This is a genomic window from Rhodovastum atsumiense, from assembly GCF_937425535.1.
Classification (GTDB): Bacteria; Pseudomonadota; Alphaproteobacteria; order Acetobacterales; family Acetobacteraceae; genus Rhodovastum; species Rhodovastum atsumiense.
Genome location: NZ_OW485601.1, coordinates 5,158,578 through 5,176,430, shown reverse-complemented (window position 1 = coordinate 5,176,430; position 17,853 = coordinate 5,158,578). Strand labels below are relative to the sequence as shown.

The 17,853-nt window shown below is 65.7% G+C and carries 19 protein-coding genes; 12 read left to right on the top strand and 7 right to left on the bottom strand.

Features of this window, described 5'->3' with window-relative positions; translation table 11 throughout:
- Positions 1-3 precede the first annotated feature (3 nt).
- Positions 4-1,197: a serine hydrolase domain-containing protein gene (locus NBY65_RS23300; RefSeq protein WP_150044251.1), complete on the bottom strand. Its 1,194-nt coding sequence runs from the start codon at positions 1,195-1,197 to the stop codon at positions 4-6.
- Between the two features lie 116 nt (positions 1,198-1,313).
- On the opposite strand from NBY65_RS23300, the gene NBY65_RS23295 reads away from it, so the two are divergent.
- The 5 genes from NBY65_RS23295 to NBY65_RS23275 all read left to right on the top strand — a co-directional run bounded on the left by NBY65_RS23295 (position 1,314) and on the right by NBY65_RS23275 (position 5,184).
- Positions 1,314-2,213, top strand: a complete 900-nt coding sequence (locus NBY65_RS23295; protein WP_150044249.1) for a LysR family transcriptional regulator — start codon at positions 1,314-1,316, stop codon at positions 2,211-2,213.
- Positions 2,214-2,216: 3 nt separating this feature from the next.
- Positions 2,217-3,125, top strand: coding sequence for a tyrosine-type recombinase/integrase (locus tag NBY65_RS23290; RefSeq protein WP_150044247.1), 909 nt, complete (start codon positions 2,217-2,219; stop codon positions 3,123-3,125).
- 8 nt (positions 3,126-3,133) lie between these two features.
- The gene (locus NBY65_RS23285) at positions 3,134-4,030 is read left to right on the top strand and encodes a DUF1186 domain-containing protein (protein ID WP_250265734.1); all 897 of its coding nucleotides are present in this window, start codon (positions 3,134-3,136) and stop codon (positions 4,028-4,030) included.
- Between the two features lie 505 nt (positions 4,031-4,535).
- Positions 4,536-4,769 carry an AbrB/MazE/SpoVT family DNA-binding domain-containing protein gene (locus NBY65_RS23280; protein ID WP_150044245.1) on the top strand — a complete coding sequence of 78 codons (234 nt, stop codon included), beginning with the start codon at positions 4,536-4,538 and terminating at the stop codon, positions 4,767-4,769.
- Positions 4,762-5,184, top strand: a complete 423-nt coding sequence (locus tag NBY65_RS23275) for a type II toxin-antitoxin system VapC family toxin (RefSeq protein ID WP_150044243.1) — start codon at positions 4,762-4,764, stop codon at positions 5,182-5,184. Before NBY65_RS23280 ends, NBY65_RS23275 begins: the two co-directional genes overlap by 8 nt.
- A 435-nt stretch (positions 5,185-5,619) precedes the next feature.
- On the opposite strand, the gene NBY65_RS23270 is transcribed toward NBY65_RS23275, so the two are convergent.
- Positions 5,620-6,213 carry a hypothetical protein gene (locus NBY65_RS23270; RefSeq protein WP_150044241.1) on the bottom strand — a complete coding sequence of 198 codons (594 nt, stop codon included), beginning with the start codon at positions 6,211-6,213 and terminating at the stop codon, positions 5,620-5,622.
- Positions 6,214-6,328: 115 nt separating this feature from the next.
- Between NBY65_RS23270 and tnpC the strand changes: the two genes are divergently transcribed.
- Entirely contained in the window at positions 6,329-7,681 is a 1,353-nt protein-coding gene (gene tnpC / locus NBY65_RS23265; RefSeq protein WP_250265707.1) for an IS66 family transposase, read from the top strand.
- An 8-nt stretch (positions 7,682-7,689) separates the two neighbouring features.
- On the opposite strand, the gene NBY65_RS23260 is transcribed toward tnpC, so the two are convergent.
- Positions 7,690-8,286, bottom strand: a complete 597-nt coding sequence (locus NBY65_RS23260) for a hypothetical protein (protein WP_150043113.1) — start codon at positions 8,284-8,286, stop codon at positions 7,690-7,692.
- Positions 8,287-8,489: 203 nt separating this feature from the next.
- Here NBY65_RS23260 and NBY65_RS23255 point away from each other — a divergent pair, with 203 nt between their 5' ends.
- The 4 genes from NBY65_RS23255 (at position 8,490) to NBY65_RS34130 (ending at position 13,634) form a co-directional block, all read left to right on the top strand.
- Positions 8,490-8,834: a hypothetical protein gene (locus tag NBY65_RS23255; protein WP_150043112.1), complete on the top strand. Its 345-nt coding sequence runs from the start codon at positions 8,490-8,492 to the stop codon at positions 8,832-8,834.
- A 257-nt stretch (positions 8,835-9,091) separates the two neighbouring features.
- Entirely contained in the window at positions 9,092-12,103 is a 3,012-nt protein-coding gene (locus tag NBY65_RS23250) for a hypothetical protein (RefSeq protein ID WP_150043111.1), read from the top strand.
- Positions 12,104-12,192: 89 nt separating this feature from the next.
- On the top strand, positions 12,193-13,392 hold the full coding sequence (locus tag NBY65_RS23245; protein WP_150043110.1) for a site-specific integrase: 1,200 nt from the start codon (positions 12,193-12,195) through the stop codon (positions 13,390-13,392).
- Positions 13,389-13,634: a helix-turn-helix transcriptional regulator gene (locus NBY65_RS34130; RefSeq protein WP_150043109.1), complete on the top strand. Its 246-nt coding sequence runs from the start codon at positions 13,389-13,391 to the stop codon at positions 13,632-13,634. The genes NBY65_RS23245 and NBY65_RS34130 overlap by 4 nt, the downstream gene beginning before the upstream one ends.
- Before the next feature lie 111 nt (positions 13,635-13,745).
- On the opposite strand, the gene NBY65_RS23240 is transcribed toward NBY65_RS34130, so the two are convergent.
- The 4 genes from NBY65_RS23240 to NBY65_RS23225 form a co-directional block, all read right to left on the bottom strand.
- Positions 13,746-13,940 (bottom strand): hypothetical protein, encoded by a 195-nt coding sequence (locus tag NBY65_RS23240; RefSeq protein WP_150043108.1) that lies wholly within the window; start codon positions 13,938-13,940, stop codon positions 13,746-13,748.
- Between the two features lie 29 nt (positions 13,941-13,969).
- A complete protein-coding gene (locus NBY65_RS23235; RefSeq protein WP_162530743.1) occupies positions 13,970-14,644 on the bottom strand; it encodes a ParA family protein in 675 nt (224 codons plus the stop codon).
- Positions 14,645-15,002: 358 nt separating this feature from the next.
- Positions 15,003-15,158, bottom strand: a complete 156-nt coding sequence (locus NBY65_RS23230; RefSeq protein ID WP_162530742.1) for a hypothetical protein — start codon at positions 15,156-15,158, stop codon at positions 15,003-15,005.
- Positions 15,159-15,176: 18 nt separating this feature from the next.
- A complete protein-coding gene (locus NBY65_RS23225) occupies positions 15,177-15,692 on the bottom strand; it encodes a hypothetical protein (RefSeq protein ID WP_150043106.1) in 516 nt (171 codons plus the stop codon).
- A gap of 655 nt (positions 15,693-16,347) precedes the next feature.
- On the opposite strand from NBY65_RS23225, the gene NBY65_RS23220 reads away from it, so the two are divergent.
- The gene (locus tag NBY65_RS23220) at positions 16,348-16,764 is read left to right on the top strand and encodes a hypothetical protein (RefSeq protein WP_250265733.1); all 417 of its coding nucleotides are present in this window, start codon (positions 16,348-16,350) and stop codon (positions 16,762-16,764) included.
- Between the two features lie 2 nt (positions 16,765-16,766).
- Positions 16,767-17,771 carry a hypothetical protein gene (locus tag NBY65_RS23215; protein WP_150043104.1) on the top strand — a complete coding sequence of 335 codons (1,005 nt, stop codon included), beginning with the start codon at positions 16,767-16,769 and terminating at the stop codon, positions 17,769-17,771.
- The last annotated feature ends 82 nt before the right edge of the window (positions 17,772-17,853 follow it).

Sequence of the window (17,853 nt, the reverse complement as noted above, 5' to 3'; positions counted from 1 at the left end):
TTGTCATCGCCGCACCTCCAATGCGCCATAGACCGCATCGCGCAAGTCGGTGACGAAGCGACCGGACATGCCTTCGTATAGCGTGTTGGTGAAGGCGACAACGCTGAGTCCCTGCGCACGGTCCACGAACCAGGAATGGCCATAGGCGCCGCCCCACCGCCAGGTGCCTTCCGATTCGGGAGAAGCGGCCAATGCCGGGTCGCGCAAGACCGAGACCCCCAGTCCGAAGCCGAAACCCGGCGCATCGGGCAGTTCCCGACCGCCTGTCTGGTCCCGAGCCATCTCCGCGATCAATTCGTTGGGCAGGAGCACGCCGTAACCCTGGCGCAGGGCTTCCAGCAGGCGCATCAGATCTTCCGCCGTCCCTGCCATGCCCGCGCCGCCCGAAGGAAACGCCCGCGGATCGAAGATGCGCCCAGGGCTGTAGAGAATGCCGACGGCGCCCTCGAAGGCCGAGACCGTCTCGCCCTCGGCCAGCCGATGCGGCTGCGGTGTGTCATTCACATAGGCGGTCGCCACGCACTGGGGATCGCGAGCGATGAAGCCGGTATCGACCATGCCCAGCGGGCCGGTCACCAGCCGGCGCACCGCCTCGTCCAGCGACGTGCCGTGGATGCGCGCGATCAGCGCGCCCAGCACGTCGGTCGCCAGTGAATAGCCCCAGGCCGTGCCTGGCTCGTACAGCAACGGCACGCTGGCGAGGCGGCGCAGGTTCTCCTCCAGGCTGATGCCGGAAGCGTCCATGCCGTCCGAGACGCCGGCCCGCGCATACAAACCGTCTGCGTGGATCTCGAAGAAGCGGTAGCCGAGACCTGCCGTGTGGCTGAGCAACTGCCGCGCCGTGATGCGCGCCGGGCGACCGTCGGCCAGCCGGGGCTGAAATTCGGGCAGCCAGCGCTCGATGCCCGCGTCCAGGTCGAGCCGGCCTTGCGCCACCAGTGCCAGTGCCGCGGTGGAGACGATGGGTTTGCTGACCGAGGCCAGCCGGAAGACCGTCTCCAGTGCCATCGGCCGTGCGCTTTCGCGGTCGGCGAAGCCGGCGGCCTGCTGGTGGACCAGTGCGCCGTCGCGCGCCACCAGAACGACGGCACCGACCAGCCGCTGGTCGTCGAGCGCCTGCTGAACGGTGCTGTGAATGCGCGCGCAGAGATTCGCCGGCGGGACGCCTTGGTGCAGAGGAAACAGAGGATTCATCATGGCAAGTGGCTCGATTCAATCGGCGATGCCTTGACGATAGAAATCCTGCGATTAAAGAAAAAGCAGGCTACATTTCCTGTTTGTACGGAGCTATGTGTCCGTAATAGAGGGACGGAATGGACAGCCTGAATGGCTTTGTCGTGTTCGTGCAGGTCGCCGAGACGCGCAGCTTCGTCGCCGCCGGCCGGCTGCTGGGTGTCTCGGCCTCCGCCGTGGGCAAGAGCGTGGCGCGGCTGGAGGAGAAGCTGGGCGTGCGCCTGTTCCATCGCAGCACGCGCAGCGTCACACTGACCGCCGAGGGCACGCTGTTCCTGGAGCGCAGCCGCCGCATTCTGGCCGAGATCGAGGCCGCAGAACTGGAGTTGTCGCAGGCAACGGCCGCACCGCGCGGGCGCCTGCGCGTGAGCCTGCCGCTGGTCAGTTCGCTAGTGCTGCCGGTGCTCGGTGAATTCATGCGCGCTTATCCTGAGATCGAGCTGGACCTGGACTTCACCGACCGCATGGTCGATGTCATCGAGGAAGGCTTCGACGCCGTGGTGCGCACGGGCGAGCCGGCCGACTCCCGGCTGTCGGCGCGGCGGCTGGGCAGTTTCCAGATGCGACTGGTCGCCTCGCCGGACTACCTTGCGCGCCGGGGCACGCCGCGGACACCGGCCGATCTGCGACAGCACACCTGTCTGCACTATCGCTTCCCCAACAGCGGCAAGCTGGAGACCTGGGCGCTGCGGCAGGCGCCTGGCGAGCCCGAACTGCAACTGCCGACATCAATGATCTGCAACAACATCGAGACGCGCGTGTGCTTTGCGCTGCAAGGATTGGGGATCGCCTATCTGCCGGCATTCGCCGTCCGCGAGCCATTGGCCGATGGTCGGCTGGTGCCAATCCTAACCGATCATGTGGAACGCACCGGCGTTTTCCATGTGCTGTGGCCGGCGAGCAAGCACCCCTCGCCAAAGGTTCGGGCACTGGTGGACTTCCTTTGCGCGAGAGTATGTAGAAGTCTCGATTTCATCTGATATATGGTTCGTTCCGCCGTGGTGGGTGTCCGCCGGATCGAAGCTGTCAGCCGAGGCTCCTATGCGACCCTGGCAAGGTTCTGCTTCTCGCACGCGAGCGGAGCGCTGTTGGGGAAGGTCTGCATTGGCGCCTTGCCGAAGCACGAGCCCCCCCTGGTGCGTGCGCACCTCATTGTAGCCGATCATCCAGGCATCCAGCGCGCGCAGGCGCTTCTTCATCGTCTCCAGGCCGTGGCGCGCCTCGGCTTCTCAGTCCCACCAAAACAGACCCAGGCGCTCATGCACGCGCTCGACGCCGAACCGTGCCAAAGCGCCGCGGCCTTGCTGGTGGTCACTGGCGCGCGCAAGTGGGAGGTGCTGAGGGCGACGTGGGACAACGTCGACCTCGACCGCCATCTGCTCACTGTGCCGCGGTCGAAGAGCGGGCGGACGCGGTACGTCCCGCTCTCGCCGGTGGCAGTGCGGATCTTGCGCGCGCAGTGGCTCCGGCGGATGGACGGCTGCACCTACGTCTTTCCGAGCGACCGCCGGGAGGGCCGGCCTCTGGAGAACCTGCGCGGCGCGTGGCAGCGGACGATGAGGCTGGCCGGGCTACCCGACGAGCTGCGCATCCACGACCTGCGGCACTCGTTCGCCTCGGCGCTGGCGAACGCCGGCACACCGCTGAACGAGATCGGGACCGTGCTCGGGCACACGCAACTCTCGACCACGACCCGCTACGCCCACCACGCGCCGCAGCGCCTCGTGGAGACAGCCGCCACCGCCGCGCGCGCCTGGAACCTTCTGCCGGGCGCTCGCCGCAGCCATGCGGGTCGTCCTGCGGTCGTGTCGCACTCTGGCGCCACTGGGCGTCGTGTGCTGCTCTGCTCTGCACTTCACCACGGAAACACTATTGGCAGAATGCGAGCATGACCGAGGAAATGCTGACCGACGACGCCATCCTGGAGGCATTTGCGACAGCGGGAAACACGCTGCCTCGCAAGGCGCTGAAGCAGGCAGCCGAGCGCTGGCCCGAGATCGCCCCTGCCCTGCTCGCACGGCTGGAAGCGGCCGCCGCCGGCAGTGACCGGTCCGACTGCACCGCCGACATCATGTTCTACGCCGTCTATCTGATGGCGCAGACTCGCGAGACCCGCGCCTTCCGCCCGCTTTGTACGCTTGGTGCCGACTCGGAGTTGCTGGAGCGGATCCTCGGCGACGGCATCACCGTAGATCTGCCGGCCATCTTCGCCCGCATCTTCGACGGTGATCCGAAACCGCTACATGCGCTAATTCGGAACAGCGAAGCGGATCAGTTCGCGCGCGACGCCGCACTCGAAGCGCTGGCGTGGCTCACCGCCACCGCGCGGATCGACCGCGACGAGACAGACGCCTTCCTGCGCGACCTGTTCACCGCCCTGCCACCGGAAGGGTCGGAAACTGTCTGGGTCGGCTGGCAGCAGGCGATCGCTGCCCTCGCCCTGGAGGACCTGGTGCCGCTGGTCGAGCAGGCCTTCGCGCGCGGCCTGATCGACCCGTCTTTTCTCGAGCTGAGTGATTTCCACAAGGATCTGCGCAAGGTTCAGCAGCCAGGGGCACCGGCCGATGCGGTCCTGATGCGCATGAAGGACCTGAGCAGCCTCGACGACGCGGTAGAGCACCTGTCGCGCTGGGACAGCTTCCAACCGAAGGCGGCGCGCGAGGAACGATGGAACCCGGGCCTACTGCCGCCCGGAGACCCGGTACGCAACCCGCTGCGGAATGTCGGACGCAACGATCCTTGCCCTTGCGGCAGCGGCAAAAAGTTCAAGAAGTGTTGCCTCGGAAAGCTGGGATAGCGGCGCTGCTTTCCTCTCGCATTAGACGCGATTTTCTCCCCCCAAAGCGACTTGTGCGTTCGCCTGGTGCCGCCAACAGCCAAACGGGGGGAATAGCGGGGGGTGCAAAAAACCTCCCGGCGAACCGCCTCGGAGGGCTGAAAAAATCCAAATCTTTCAGAAAGTTATTGGCACGCCCGAGAGGATTCGAACCCCTAACCCCCAGATCCGTAGTTCTCGGAACACCATCGTAACGAATGGGTGGATAGCACCCTTTCGATCCGTTTCAGGCACTTTGCTACCGGTCGTTCCCGCCTGCCCGCCCCCGATTCCTCCTGTTCGCCCCCATGCGTACCCCATGCCCCCGGGGGAAAGGCGGGGGAAGTTTGGTGGACAGGACCACGCCGCCGCCCCACTCATCTCGCATGGCTTCCCGGCTGAGCTCCGATCGGTGGATCGGGGCTGGCAAAGCGCATTGGGGGTGCGTAGTATTACCTCCCCTGACAAGGTATTACCGGAGGCTGCCATGCCCACTACGGTCACCCGCAAGGGCCAGGTCACCATCCCCAAACCCGTCCGGGACAGGCTCGGGATCGGGCCGGGCAGCGCTGTCGCTTTCGAGTTGGCGCCCGACGGTCGGGTCGTTCTGGTCAAGGCCGGGGTTGACCGACCGCCGAGCCGCTTCGCCCGCCTGCGGGGTGCGGCCGGCGTGGGCATGAGCACCGACGAGATCATGGCGCTGACGCGCGGCGATGGCTGACGGCACGCTGATCGACACCAACGTCCTGCTCGACCTTGTCACCGACGATCCGACCTGGGCGGGGTGGTCAGTCCAGCAGCTAGATGCCGCCGCCCTGCGCGGGAAGCTTCTGATCAACGACATCGTCTATGCCGAGCTCTCGGTCCGCTTCGGGCGGATCGAGAATCTTGAGGCCCTGGTGGATGAGGCCGGCCTGATCGTGACGCCGATACCGCGGCCGGCCCTGTTCCTGGCGGCAAAGGCGTTCCAGCGCTACCGTGCCGCCGGCGGCACGCGCACTGGCGTGCTGCCGGACTTCTTTATCGGCGCGCACGCCGCCGTGGCCGGGCTGCCGCTGCTCACGCGGGACCCACAACGCTTCCGGACGCATTATCCGACCGTCGCATTGATCACGCCCCAAGATTCTCCCCGCTGACATCGACAACGAAGCCGGCGCGCAGGCCGACAACTTTGGATTCCCTTTACACCGCCCTCCCCGCCCGAATGCGTTTGCGTGCGCACTGATGGCTGGTTGGTGCACTTTGGTGGCTGGGGAGAGAAGAGGATTTGGAATCCACCAAGCGGTGTGAGCCCTGCCACCTCAGCCCGCAAACCCTACCCGGTGCCAGAACATGTTGCACGCCAAGAAGGTCCCCGCTTATCAACCAGTCGACCCGGCGAAGGTGGTGGATTCTGGTGGGTCAGACGGGGGCAACGGGCGAGCGGTGCCGATCAGACCCATCACGCTGCGGCAAATCGGCGGCCGTCGTCCAAATTGTCCTTTTGGATCAATAGGTCGGAGCGGATCAATTGGTTGATAAGCGGGAAGAAGGTCAACCCCGACGACGCAGTCCGAGAGAATCGGCACCCCTCACGTCACCTGAATATCCCAAGATTTGGATATCTGTGGCTCTATAAAACAAGCATAATTCTTGTCTCTGACAATCTGCTTGTCCAGTGCTTTTGCAATTGTTTTATCGCCACCAATATTGAAAATTAATAGATTAATACTTTTCTGAACATTTTCGGCTGCGTGTTTTCTAAATTTAATGATGTATTCGCCTTTTATTTCAGTTAATATTCTATCTAGTGATCTACAACCTTCATCAATAGAGATTTTGCATGAGAAAACCCCGCGTGAAATCGGCTGGACTTTTTCCCTGTAAGCAATAGATTGCTCACGTTCATTCTGCGGCTGCTGCTTCGTCTCTACGTCTCGCCACAAAAGCCCCTCAAGAAGCTCATAGGGAACCTCTCGACCTGGATGTCGAAGCAGCACCACAAGCGCCAGCACTCCACGTGCGAGCGCCTGGCGACGCTTCAGTTCGAGACGGGTGGAGTCCCCCTTCCAAACAATCTCGCAAAATTCGAACCCACTAGGCGCACTCGCCAAAGTCAATCTTGGCTGTGATGAACCATAAAGCGATTCTTGTATATTTTCAGCAAGCTGGATTTCATTGAGCATTACCCCCTCAAGATCAAGAAATCCATTTACCTTGATCCCGCTCTTAATCTGTGATTGCTCACGGGGTTGGCGGGAGGGGGTTGCGCTGGGCGCTGAGATGTGAATCAAAATCCGGATGCCGACACCTCCTCGCATCCGGCTGACCGAGGCTGAAAAGGACGCACTGCTGCTGGAGCAGGCGGCGCTGATTGAGCGCATGGCGGCGCGGATCGCCGAGTTGGAAGCGCTGGTTGGCAAACCGCGGAAGACGTCGTCGAATTCCAGCCTTCCGCCGTCCCAGGATGGCCCGGGGCGCAAGAACCGGGAGCGGAAGCAGTCGCGCAAACCCCGCCCCTCGCGACCGGGGGCGGCGCGGCCCCTGGCGGACACCCCCGATCAGACGGAACGCTGCCTGGTCGAGGCCTGCCCGCACTGCGGAACGGCCGTGGCCGAGACGGCGCAGCAGTGCCGCGAGCGCTACGACCACGTCGACCTTCCTGTCGTCCGCCCGCAGGTGACGCGGGTCGAAGTGTTCGGCGGACGGTGTCGCGGTTGCGGCCGGCGCTATCGCGCCCCGACGCCGGCGGGCATGCCACCGGGCACGCCGTTCGGACCGGGGATCCACGCCCTGCTGGCCTACCTGCACCACAGCCACCACGTCGGCTTCGAGCGCCTGTCGCGGATGTGCCAGGAGCTGTTCGGGCTTTCCATCTCGGAAGGGGCGATCGCCAATGCCTTCCGCCGGATGGCAGGCAAGCTCGACACGGCTTGCGCGGCCATCAAGGCGAAGCTGCTGCAGGCCCGCGTCATCGCCTCGGACGAGACCACCACCCGCATCGACGGCGTCACCCATTGGCAGTGGGTGTTCGTCTCCGAGCAGGCGATCCTGCACGAGATCGCGCCAGGGCGGGGACGCGCCGTGGCCGAGGCGGTGCTCGATGGCCACCGGCCCGAGGTATGGGTTTCAGATCGCTACGCCGGGCAGCAGGAACTGGGCCAGACCCATCAGGTCTGCCTCGCCCACGTCCTGCGTGACGTGCAATACGCCATCGACTGCGGCGACACGGTGTGCGCTCCGAAGATCCGCGACCATCTGCGCTGGGCGATCCGGATCGGCAAGCGTCGACCATCCCTCAAGGACAGCACGCTCGCCGTCTACGCCGGCCAGGCCGAGCGGCGCCTGGATCGCCTGCTCGGCATACCGGCCGCTCATCCGGCCGGACGCGAATTGCAGCGGCAGATCAAAGCCTGGCGAAACAAGTTCTTCGTCTTCCTGCATGACCGGCGCGTTCCGCCGACCAACAACATTAGCGAGCAGGAAATCCGGCCCTCCGTGGTGTTCCGCAAGGTCACCAACGGGTTCCGCTCAGCCTGGGGTGCCAAGGTCCACGCCGGCTACCGATCGGTCACCGGGACGGCCCGCCTGAAAGGAACCACCGCTCTCAACGCCGTCCGCGCTCTCATCGACGGTTCGTTCGCCATCGCCTGAACCCAGCGTCAGCCAACCCGGTGAGCAATTACCTTAATCTCCCAGTGCGGGTCGCGCGCGCTGGCACTGGCTGCGAAATAGTCTAGCACCAACGCATCCCACCACTTTGGCAAAACTATCACCGGTGTACCGCACTCCACGGCGGGCAGATCGTTGCTAGATTGGATCCAGCCGCGGGCCGTCGCACTGATCTGCCCAGCACGGAGTACCTGCAGTAGCCAATCGTGCACGCGGCAGACCCTGGCCTCCGCATCCGTCTGCGCCTGACCTTGCCCGCGGTCTTGCAACATTGCCTCCAGCATCCCCGCATTAGGCACGCGCGGTGTCCTTGGCCGCGGGAGCACCGGCGGAGGGCCGCCCACCCTCTGTGGCATCGTGGCAGCGGCCGGCGCGAACCTACGTGAGTACTCGGGGCCTGTGGCCACCGGGGTGGCTGGTGGCTCGTCGAACTCGACCTGACCCGGCAGGCGTCCCAGGCGCATGTCCGGTTCGACCTCGTCCACCTCTTCGAAGCAGGCGAGCACCCAGCGGTACGCGTCATCGAGCTGGATCTGCCGGACCTGTTGATTACGTGGCGGGTCAATGTTGCGGGGTGAACGGGTCATGCTTGCTCTGTCAATGTCGGATTCCGTCGTCGATGCATGGCCTTTCGGAGGCCAAATTCCGAGTTAGACCATTACCCCATTAATCAACTTATTGGCGAGCACCGCCGGTCGATGCGGGCGCAGCTGCGCCGCACTTCGGTGGTACCGGGAGCGGCCGGGCCGGGCCGTCTCGGGTCCCTTCCAAACTGCAAACGGAGCGACCCATGAGCTTCATGATCTCGCCTGAGAACAACGTCTACGACATCGCCACCCTCGGCGGCGCCAAGGCCTTCGAAACCGACGTCAACGCCGGCTTCCTTCTGCTCAGCTCGGTGGCGGGGCAGATCCACGAGTACCACCAAGTCCCTTTGAAGGTTGCGCTCGCCTGGCGCAACGCGACCACCGTGTTGCTCACGAGCCACCGGCCCGGCCGGCCCGTCCAGCAGATCAACTGGCAGGAACTCGCAGTGGAGGCGGACCCCACCTGGGCTGCCGAGTATTACGGCACTCCCCAGGAGAAAACCCCCTCCACCAAGCGCAACTCGCGCCCGGCCAACGGGGCTGAGTAACCCTTGAACCGAGACTGCTGCCGCGGCCTCGGCAGCAGTCGTCAAGAAATTGGCAGAAATGAGCGAAAAACGACTTATCAAGTCTCAGGATACCGCAGACTTCGCTATGCCGGCCAAGGACGAAAGCGGGAAAATGGCCCGCTCGTCCTCCCCGGTCGGCACCGAGGCACAGGGTGCGACCAGTTCTGTCGCTAGTGTTGGTTTTGACACGGAGTGGATCAGTGCTTCGGATCCCTTCCAATCCGAGGTCTGGAACTATGCCCAAGCACGTTAAGGGCGTGACGCCCGGCGAGCCCTCCCGTAAGCCGCCGGCGAACATCGACCCCGCCACCCCAGCGATAGCCGACGGTATTTCGGACGACGTTGGCACCGTGGCACTGGCTCCCCTGGCCGGCCTCCCGGCAGATATCCAACATCTTCTTGCAAATGCTGGGAATTCCGCCCATGCGCGCAACGGCACGCATGGGCTTCAGCCGCGCCAGATCCGCGCCAAAATGAAGGAGCAACTCCGGCAGCAAGTAGCGCTGCTACACCACCATGGCAGCGTCCCGCCCCCGCAGTCCCCCCCCTACGCAGGACCACCTGCGAACGTCGGCTTCGATGCCGAATGGGTCACTTGGCCGGATGGCCGCGGTGGCTGGTGGAACGAGATCCTTTGCATCACCGCCGTGGTCGAGTGCGGCGGGCGCTATGCCCGCTACATGCACGTCCCCCGCGGTCCGGCGCGCAAGGACCGACCGACCATCGCCGAGTTCTTCGAAAAGACCCTTCGCCACGCCATCAAGGCGGGCGTGCTCCCCTCCATGCCGGATCGTGTCACCGTGTTCGGCCACTTCATCCGGGGTGACCTGGCCACTTTCCTCGATTTCTGGGCACGGAAGCGGGAGTTCCGGGGGTTGGGAAAGACGGTTGTCAGCAAAACCGACGGCCACCTCATCGAAGTCGCTCCGGGAACCGATGGGCCGCGGTCCGACAGCGTCACCGACGAGCCCGTCCAGGAAGGTGGGTGGACCCGCCCCCAACAGTTGTATCTCCGAGCTCCCGACGGCAGCCGGCTCCAGGTCCGCCTGCGGTTTATCGACACCATCAGGCTGACGCCCGGGCAAAAAGGCCTCACCTATGTGGGCGTGATGAACGGTCTGCCCAAACTCGACCTGCACGACGATCTTGGCGTCCCGCGGACCAAGGCTTCTGAGCGGCCCGAATGCGTGGGCCGCGGCCTGCCCGCCCGCTACGGCAAGGAGCGCATGGATCTCGTCAAGCGCGACTTCCGCGAGGCCTTCGACGCATACGCCTTCCGCGACAGCGAGATTGCCCTGGCCCACGGGCTCAGGATGCAGGCGTTCGCCCGCGACCAGCTCGGGCTCAGAGAGCTCCCCACGACGCTCGCCGCCTGCGCCGCTGCGTTGGTGCGCAACCTTGCCGGCGGAAGCGCGCCCCTGGCAGCCCAGGTCGGCCGCGTCTTCGAGCCTCGCACCTACTTCAACGAGGCAAAGCGCACGTACCGCAAGCTCCAGTCACACAAGCCGATTCCGTCCCCGGGTCAATCGATCTACTACGAGTTCGCCCGGAATTGCTATCACGGCGGCCGCAATGAGTGCTTCTACCATGGGCCGAGCGATATCTGCCCCTGGTACGACTTCGACCTGCCGGCCGCTTACACGACGGCGCTCACGGCGCTGCGCCCGATCGACTACGACAACATACGCCCGGAGTTTGATCCCGCTGCCTACGGGATTGGCGACATGGGCTTCGCCTGGATTACCTTCGAGTTCCCGCTAGGCACGCGGTTCCCCTGCATTCCCGTCCGGACCCCGTCGGAGGCCCTCGTCTTTCCCCGGGTAGGCCACAAGGAGGACCGCGTCTTCGTTTGCTCCCCCGAGATATTCCTTGCCGTGCGAATGGGGGCGAAGGTCACCATCGTCCAGGGATTCAAGGCACCTTGGAAATCCGAAGAGCGGATCTTCGAGAAGTTCACGCGCCTCGTGCAAACGAGGCGGCGGGAGTTTCCGAAGGACCGGCACCGCGCCACCAACGAACTCTGGAAGGAGATCGGCAACTCCGCCTACGGCCTCCTAGCGCAGGGTCTGAGGGACAAGCGCGTCTTCGATCCCAAGACGATGCGCGGGCAACCGCTCGAGCCCTCGGCACTCACCGAGCCGTTCATGGCAGCGTGGGCGACCAGCTTCATCCGCGCGGTGCTCGGCGAGATCCTGGCCGGCGTGCCCTCGTGGGGAACCGTGCTCACCGCCACCACGGACGGTCTGCTCGTCAACGTACCGCTCGACCAGCTCAGCCTGGATGGCCCCGTCTGTGCTTACTTTGCCGATCTGCGCGAGCGGCTTTTCGGCGCGCGTGAGGTGCTGGATCCGACGCCCAAGCACGGCGCGCGCCAGCTGATCTCCGTGGCGGTCCGGACGACCTTCACCGCGCTCAAGGCCGATGGCTTCGAGCCGGTCTGCGCCAAGGGCAGCGTCAAGCCGCCGACCCGCTCCGATCCGTCCGCCGAGAACCGCTTCATGCTGCGACTCTACCTTGGTCTGCGCCCCGGCATGACCGTGGTCCACGAGCAGCTGATATCCGCCCGCGAGCAGCTGACGCGCGAGGCGGACCTGCACGGCATCGAGCGGACGCGGACCCTCAACCTGCGCTACGACTTCAAGCGGCGCCCCGTGCGGCCACGCATGGTGCGGCTCGGCCGCCGCAAGGACCGCATCGCCTGGGACACCGATGCCTGGGAAAGCGTCGAGCAAGCCGAATTCGCCCGCGTGCGGGTGGACGGCTGGAGCCGCGATCGACAGCGCGTCTTCCGGACGATGGACGACTACCGTGACTGGGAGGCGTATTTCGAGGCTTCCTGGGCGCTGAAGCGGGCCTGCGAGGCCGCCGGCGTCCGGACGCTCCAGGTGCGGCAAGACAATGCCTGGGGCATCCTGAAGCGGGTATTCCTGCAGGCCGGCCGCCAGGGTCTGTGGGGCATCCGATTCCAGAAACGCGGCCTCGCGGCAGTCGCGAGGCTCCTCTCGGAAGCCGGCTTCCCTACCGGAAAAGAGGACATCACCTACGCAGGGCGCCGGTCTGCCCCTCTCCTCGCTCACTGCGTGCCGTGGGTGCCGGAGACACGGGCCCTGCTCAAGGCGATCCTCGCGCACTTTCCCACCTTTGAATGGCAGCTGGCGTTCGTGCCTGCCCGCGGACCGGTCATCGACGCCGCCCTCGATCCCGAAGGCATCGCCCTCGGGGAACCCGGCACCCAAGAGACGTCGTGACGTCCATTCAGCCCTATTTCTTCGCCGCGCCCAGTACGGGCGCGGCAGCAGCCTTCCACGTAACGACCCACAAGAGGAGTTGCCCCGGGATGGCGAAGGCCGCCCTCACCACCGCCTACATCAAGAACCTCCTGGCCGTCGCGCCGGGAGAGCGGAAGTACCGGGTGTATGACCTTGCCATCCCGGGCTTCGCGATCGAAGTCTGCCCCTCGGGCCGCAAGACTTTCTGGCTCCGGTACACCGACCCACGCCACCGGCGCCGGGAGCTGAGGCTCGGCCGCTACGGGGACATCACGGCCGACCAGGCTCGCAAGAAGGCCCAGGAAAAGCGGGCTGCCATCAGCCTGGGCGGCGACCCCGCTGGGACCCGCGACCGACTGGCGGCGATACCGACCGTCGCCGCTTACGCGGCCGACATGTTCATCCCCCACGCGCGCGAGCACCTGCGCTCGCACGCCAACTACGAGGCCGCGATCCGCCTGCGCATCGCCCCCGCGCTCGGGCGGAAGGCGCTCGATGAGGTGACGCCCGCTCACATCGCTGCGTTCCGCCGCGGCCTGATCGACGAGGGGCTGTCGAACGCCTCGGTGAACCGGCACCTGGCTGTGCTGCGGCGCATGTTCAGCCTCGCCCTGCGCTGGGGGCTCTACCAGGGCGCCAACCCCGCCCAGCACCCGGGCATGCTGCGCGAGGAGCCCCGCGAGAGCTACCTGGCGGAGGCGCAGGTGGCGGCGCTGATGGCGGCGCTCGGCGAGGACCCCGATCCGCTCGCGGGCCGGGCGATCGCGCTCCTGGCGCTGACCGGCGCGCGCCGCAGCGAGGTGCTGCGCGCGCGCTGGGCAGACGTGGATGTGGAGCGGCGCCTGCTGACGGTGCCGCGGTCCAAGAGTGGCCGGCGGCGGCACATCCCGCTCAGCGACGCTGCCCTTCGGCTGCTGGAGACGCTGCCGCGCGCGCCGGGCCAGGAGTGGCTGTTTCCGTCCCCCCGCCGGCCCGGGCGCCCCATGCAGAGCGTGCGCTCGGCCTGGGCGCGGGCCCGCCGCGCCGCCGCCCTGCCCGCGGGCACGCGGCTGCACGACCTGCGCCACACCTTCGCCAGCATCCTGATCAACGGCGGCCGGTCGCTGTACGACGTGAGCCGCGTCCTCGGCCACACCCAGCTCGCCACCACCGCCCGATACGCCCACCTGAGCCCGCAGACGCTGGTGGAGGCCGCCAACATGGTCGGGCGGGTCGCGACAGGCGCCGGCGATGCCCTCGCCGGGCCGACAGCGGGGGCGGATCGATGAGGAACGTTACTGCGGACTCCCTGCTGCAGGCGGGATACTCTGAGCCCTCGGCGGGTGGCCTCCTCACGACCGCGGGCGCGGCGGCGTGGCTGGGGGTCAGGCGGAAGGCGTTGGAGCGGTGGCGGTGCAGCGGGGGCGGGCCGCCCTTCGTCCGGCTAGGCCGGAAGACCGTCCGCTATCGCGTCCGCGACCTCGAAGCCTATGTGGCCTGCTGCGTGCGCACATCCACTGCCGACGGCTGAGTCGGGGGCGCTCTGCCGTTTTGGGAAAAGGGCCCAGCACACCTTGGTGCTGGGCCCTGCTCAGTTGCGCCGCCGTCATATCCGATCTGGTTCAAGACGGGGGCGGTGTCCTCATTCCCCGCTCGTCACCATCTGCTCGATCGCGTCGGCAATGGCCTGCTCGCCAGTTCCTCCGCGCCGTGCCACGTAGGCCTTGAAGCGGACGTACAGCTCCGCCGGCAGCGTCGCGCCGACCCGCCGGCTGCCTCCCTTCCGTGGGCGGACCACCGGCTCTGGGGGCGGCTTCGCCTCCCCCTTCGACGCCAATATCCCCCTCTGCAGCGGCCCTCCCCCGATCATGAACGCCGCCCCCCGCCGGTGCTTCGGGCGCGCGGCTGTTCCGGGATGCCGTCGATGAGCCGCCGTACCGCCTGCCAAAGGTCGGACAGTTCCTTCGCTGCCACGCTGTCCGGCTTGGTCTCCAGTACCGTGAGCCCCGCTGCCATCGCGGCCGAGATCTGAACCCGGTTGTGCACCGGCGGCCAAAGCAGCCCGCCGCGGCTGCGCAGTTCCTCAACTGCTCGCCCGGCAATCCGGCTGCGGCACACCGCGCGGTTCAGCACGTAGCGGAACGGCTTGCCCGCCCCCTCGGCCATCTGCGCAGTCGAGGCGACCGCATGCAGGTCCAGCGGGCCCGGCCCCGTCGGCACCAGTACCAGATTGGAGAGGGCGATCGCCTCCTTGTGGATCGCGTTGGCGTAGCCGGGCGGGCAGTCCAGGATGGCGAGGTGAAAGCCGTCGGCTCGCCAGGCACGCAGTTCCTGCGCGAGCGGCCGATCGGCTGACGAGACGAGCTGCGGATGCGTCGACTCGCGGTCGTTCCACCACTCGGTCAACGAGCCCTGGGGATCGAGGTCGGCGATGCAGACCCTGAAGCCACGGCAGGACATGGTGGCGGCGGTGGCCAGCGCGGCAGCCAGCGTCGTCTTGCCGACACCGCCCTTGGCGGCGGCGAGCGCGATCGTCTTCACGGAAGTCCTCCTGAACGGGTGAGCGTGCTGGCCGCGCGCAGATGGGCAAACGCGCGGCCCCACATTCACCTGTTCACGCGAGCGTGCGGACCGGTGTGGTGGAGTTTGGCCCTGGGTGTGCCGAGGCCGCGGCCCCGACCGGATGTGAGCCGTCATCCGGCACTGTGGGCTGAGCGGCTCTTCCATGAGAGCGGTGACCCTGCGGGCCACGCCGGTTCCGATCGCATCTTGCCGACGCTCATCGTGGCTCTGTCGTCATGCCGGGCGCCGGCAAACCCGTTTCACGGCGTGCTTGCGCCGGTTGGTGTCATTTCCAGGTTGGGGAGATAAATGGATGACAGTGACACCTTCCTCCTTGTCACGCGACCATCTGCTCGACCGTTCCGTGCGGTCGAAGCTCGCCGAGGGTGTTACGCACATCGCGCCACAGCGCGTCCAGATCGGGCCCCGGGAAGTCAGTTGGCGACGCCTTCTTCTGCGTGCGCGACCCCAAGCCCGACGTGTCGCCGGCCACGATCTCCTCGATCGTTGGCTATAGCAACCCGGCGGGCGTCAAATCGTCCCAGCTGCCCCGCAGCACGGCCCGGTTCACCACCACCGCAGCGGCACTCCGGCCCGGGTGGACTCGCCTGCCGCCACTGCGACCGTTGCGAAATCCGGTGTACCCAACTGCGCCGGTACCAGCACCAGGTCCGAGCGGCTGATAGCGTCGCGCAGCACGCCGGCCGCAGCCGGCGAGCAGTTCACGAAACAGCAAGGCTACCCGTACCTGCACCGTACGGATCTTGCCCCCCATGCCGTAGTTGGCCGCCACCATCACCTGCTGAGCCCGGTTCAGCCGTGAGGTGGCCAGACGCAACCGCACCGACATCCGAACCCGCCCCGCTATCTCGGCGACCGAGGCCGTCGCCAGGCCGAGCACACCCACCTCCGCCGACACCCGCACCCGGTCAGATGCCGCGGTCATCTCGCGCAGGATTGCCGACGCGGCCGCCACCCTCGTCTTGCAGACACCGGCCTTCGCGGCAGCGCGCATGATCGCTTTCACGGAAGTCTTCCTGAAAAGGGTGAACGTGCTCTCCGCGCGGTACTGGCGAAGCGACAGCCCAAGCGGGATCGCGCCGCCCCCCATAGCCTCAGGGAGGAGGGCCTCCTGCCGATCAACCCTGATACTGATTCATAGCATCACAACCAGCGCCATCGCCTCATGGAACTCGCTGGAAATGTGGCGGTGTGTCGCCTGCTGCAGCATCTTGCGCAAACGTGACGATCTACCCATAATTGATAAGCTATGTGCAATGATCGATAAATGTTAAATCGCACACGATCTCCAGGGGCATTTTGCTGTGTCACGTTCAGGATGTGCCCCTTCTGTAGACATTCAGCGGGCGCCCGATGAGCCGCGGTTTCAATGTGAACGCTGTGGAGCATGCTGTCGCAGTCTGAACGGACATCCCTGGTATCGTCACCTCGACCGGGGGGACGGAACCTGTGTTCATCTTGATACCGATCTGACGAGCTGCGCGATCTACGCAACGCGCCCAGATGAATGCCGTATCGATTTGATGTACCAACGCTTATACGCTGATCGGATTGATCTTCGGCAGTACCACGAACGGGTCCACGCCGCGTGTGCCGTGCTTCGGCAGATGCTGGCCACCGGGCATTCCCCCCCATCCACTTCCACCTGCAAGCCGCGGGGCTTGCGCATTACGAAAGACTTGGCTGGTATGTTCCTGTCCAATCTGCAACCCGATCAGCAGGCTGTTTTCCTGCATCTCGCGCAAAGCCTTGTGGCCGCAGACGCCCGCGTTGATGTGGCCGAAAGCAGCCGCCTTGAAGGTTTTATTAGCGAAATAGGCACCGTAGTTACGCCGCGTGCCTGCACGATGAGCGAAGTTGCCACAATATTTAATACACGTCGCGCTCGCGTCTCGGCTTTTCTCGAACTATTGGCACTCGCGCACATAGACGGGGACTACCACGCCAGCGAAGCCGCTTTTATCACCAACCTTGCCGCTGCTTTTTCCATCCCCCCGGAGGATGTGGACGACATGACGTCCTGGGTTGTTCGACAACTGCATTTGCTGCGTGAAGCCGAGACTTTCCTGGAGGACTGACCGTGCCACTTCCCCTGATTTTGGGTGCCGTTGCCATCGCTGCCGGTGGATGGGGCGTCAAGAAAGGCTTTGATGCAAAAGCCGACTTCTCCCGCGCGAAAAGCATTACTACCGAAGCCCAGAGCACTTTTGAGGAAGGACGAGAGGAACTGGAAGCTGTTCGCCGGATTGTTCAGCAACGACTTGAGTCACTCGGCAAGGAAAAAGCCTTCTTGTACGAGCGCGGACTCATCCCGTTCGTCGATTACTTTCAGAAAATCAAAAATATTGATTTTCATGATCCCAATATCGCCTCGGGATTGCGGCTCGCCGTCAACGCTGCCGACATGCTTGAGGTGCAGGAGATCGCGCTCCGCATGGTCGACGTGCTGCAAGGCGGCGCGGCTGCATTGGGCAGCGGGGCTCTGGCGGGGCTGGCGGCGTTCGGCGGCGTTGGCGCTCTTGCCACGGCCTCTACAGGTGCCGCGATCAGCGGCCTCGCGGGTGCTGCCGCGACCAACGCCACCCTGGCCTGGTTCGGTGGCGGCAGCTTGGCGGCTGGCGGTATGGGTATGGCCGGCGGTGCGGCGGTGCTCGGAGGAATTGTCGCGGGCCCCGTGCTGGCCGTCGGCGGCATGGTGATGGCCTCCAAGGCGGCGAAGGCCGTCGAGGACGCCCAGGCAAACCTGGCGAAGGCTGCGGCGGCCGTGGAGGAGATGAAGACCGCCGAGGTCGCAGCCCGTACCATCCAGCGCCGCGCCGAGGAGATGGCCGACGTGCTGGAGAAGCTCGAGGATTGCTTCATGCCGGCTCTCGTCGACCTGCGTGCGCTGGTCGCTGAGGCGACCGACTACGCCACCTATGACGCCGCTGAGCGGCAGTTGGTGATGCGCTGTGCGGCCCTGGCGAAGACCGTCAAGAACGTGCTGGAAGCGCCGCTGTTCGACGCCGATGGTGCGGTCACCCGCGAGTCGCGGCGGGCCGTGCAGGAAGCACGCGACTTCGTGGCCAAGCTGGCCAGCATGTGACCCCCCGCGCCAGGGTGTGCCGCACACCCTGGCGCCGCCGCATCGGATATCCCATGACGCCTCCCGGGACGCCAGTTCCCTC

Bases quoted from the DNA above. Each gene is read 5' to 3' on its own strand.
- NBY65_RS23300 (WP_150044251.1), bottom strand. From the start codon at position 1,197: ATGATGAATCCTCTGTTTCCTCTGCACCAAGGCGTCCCGCCGGCGAAT.
- NBY65_RS23295 (WP_150044249.1), top strand. From the start codon at position 1,314: ATGGACAGCCTGAATGGCTTTGTCGTGTTCGTGCAGGTCGCCGAGACG.
- NBY65_RS23290 (WP_150044247.1), top strand. From the start codon at position 2,217: ATGGTTCGTTCCGCCGTGGTGGGTGTCCGCCGGATCGAAGCTGTCAGC.
- NBY65_RS23285 (WP_250265734.1), top strand. From the start codon at position 3,134: ATGCTGACCGACGACGCCATCCTGGAGGCATTTGCGACAGCGGGAAAC.
- NBY65_RS23280 (WP_150044245.1), top strand. From the start codon at position 4,536: ATGCCCACTACGGTCACCCGCAAGGGCCAGGTCACCATCCCCAAACCC.
- NBY65_RS23275 (WP_150044243.1), top strand. From the start codon at position 4,762: ATGGCTGACGGCACGCTGATCGACACCAACGTCCTGCTCGACCTTGTC.
- NBY65_RS23270 (WP_150044241.1), bottom strand. From the start codon at position 6,213: ATGCTCAATGAAATCCAGCTTGCTGAAAATATACAAGAATCGCTTTAT.
- tnpC (WP_250265707.1), top strand. From the start codon at position 6,329: ATGCCGACACCTCCTCGCATCCGGCTGACCGAGGCTGAAAAGGACGCA.
- NBY65_RS23260 (WP_150043113.1), bottom strand. From the start codon at position 8,286: ATGACCCGTTCACCCCGCAACATTGACCCGCCACGTAATCAACAGGTC.
- NBY65_RS23255 (WP_150043112.1), top strand. From the start codon at position 8,490: ATGAGCTTCATGATCTCGCCTGAGAACAACGTCTACGACATCGCCACC.
- NBY65_RS23250 (WP_150043111.1), top strand. From the start codon at position 9,092: ATGCCCAAGCACGTTAAGGGCGTGACGCCCGGCGAGCCCTCCCGTAAG.
- NBY65_RS23245 (WP_150043110.1), top strand. From the start codon at position 12,193: ATGGCGAAGGCCGCCCTCACCACCGCCTACATCAAGAACCTCCTGGCC.
- NBY65_RS34130 (WP_150043109.1), top strand. From the start codon at position 13,389: ATGAGGAACGTTACTGCGGACTCCCTGCTGCAGGCGGGATACTCTGAG.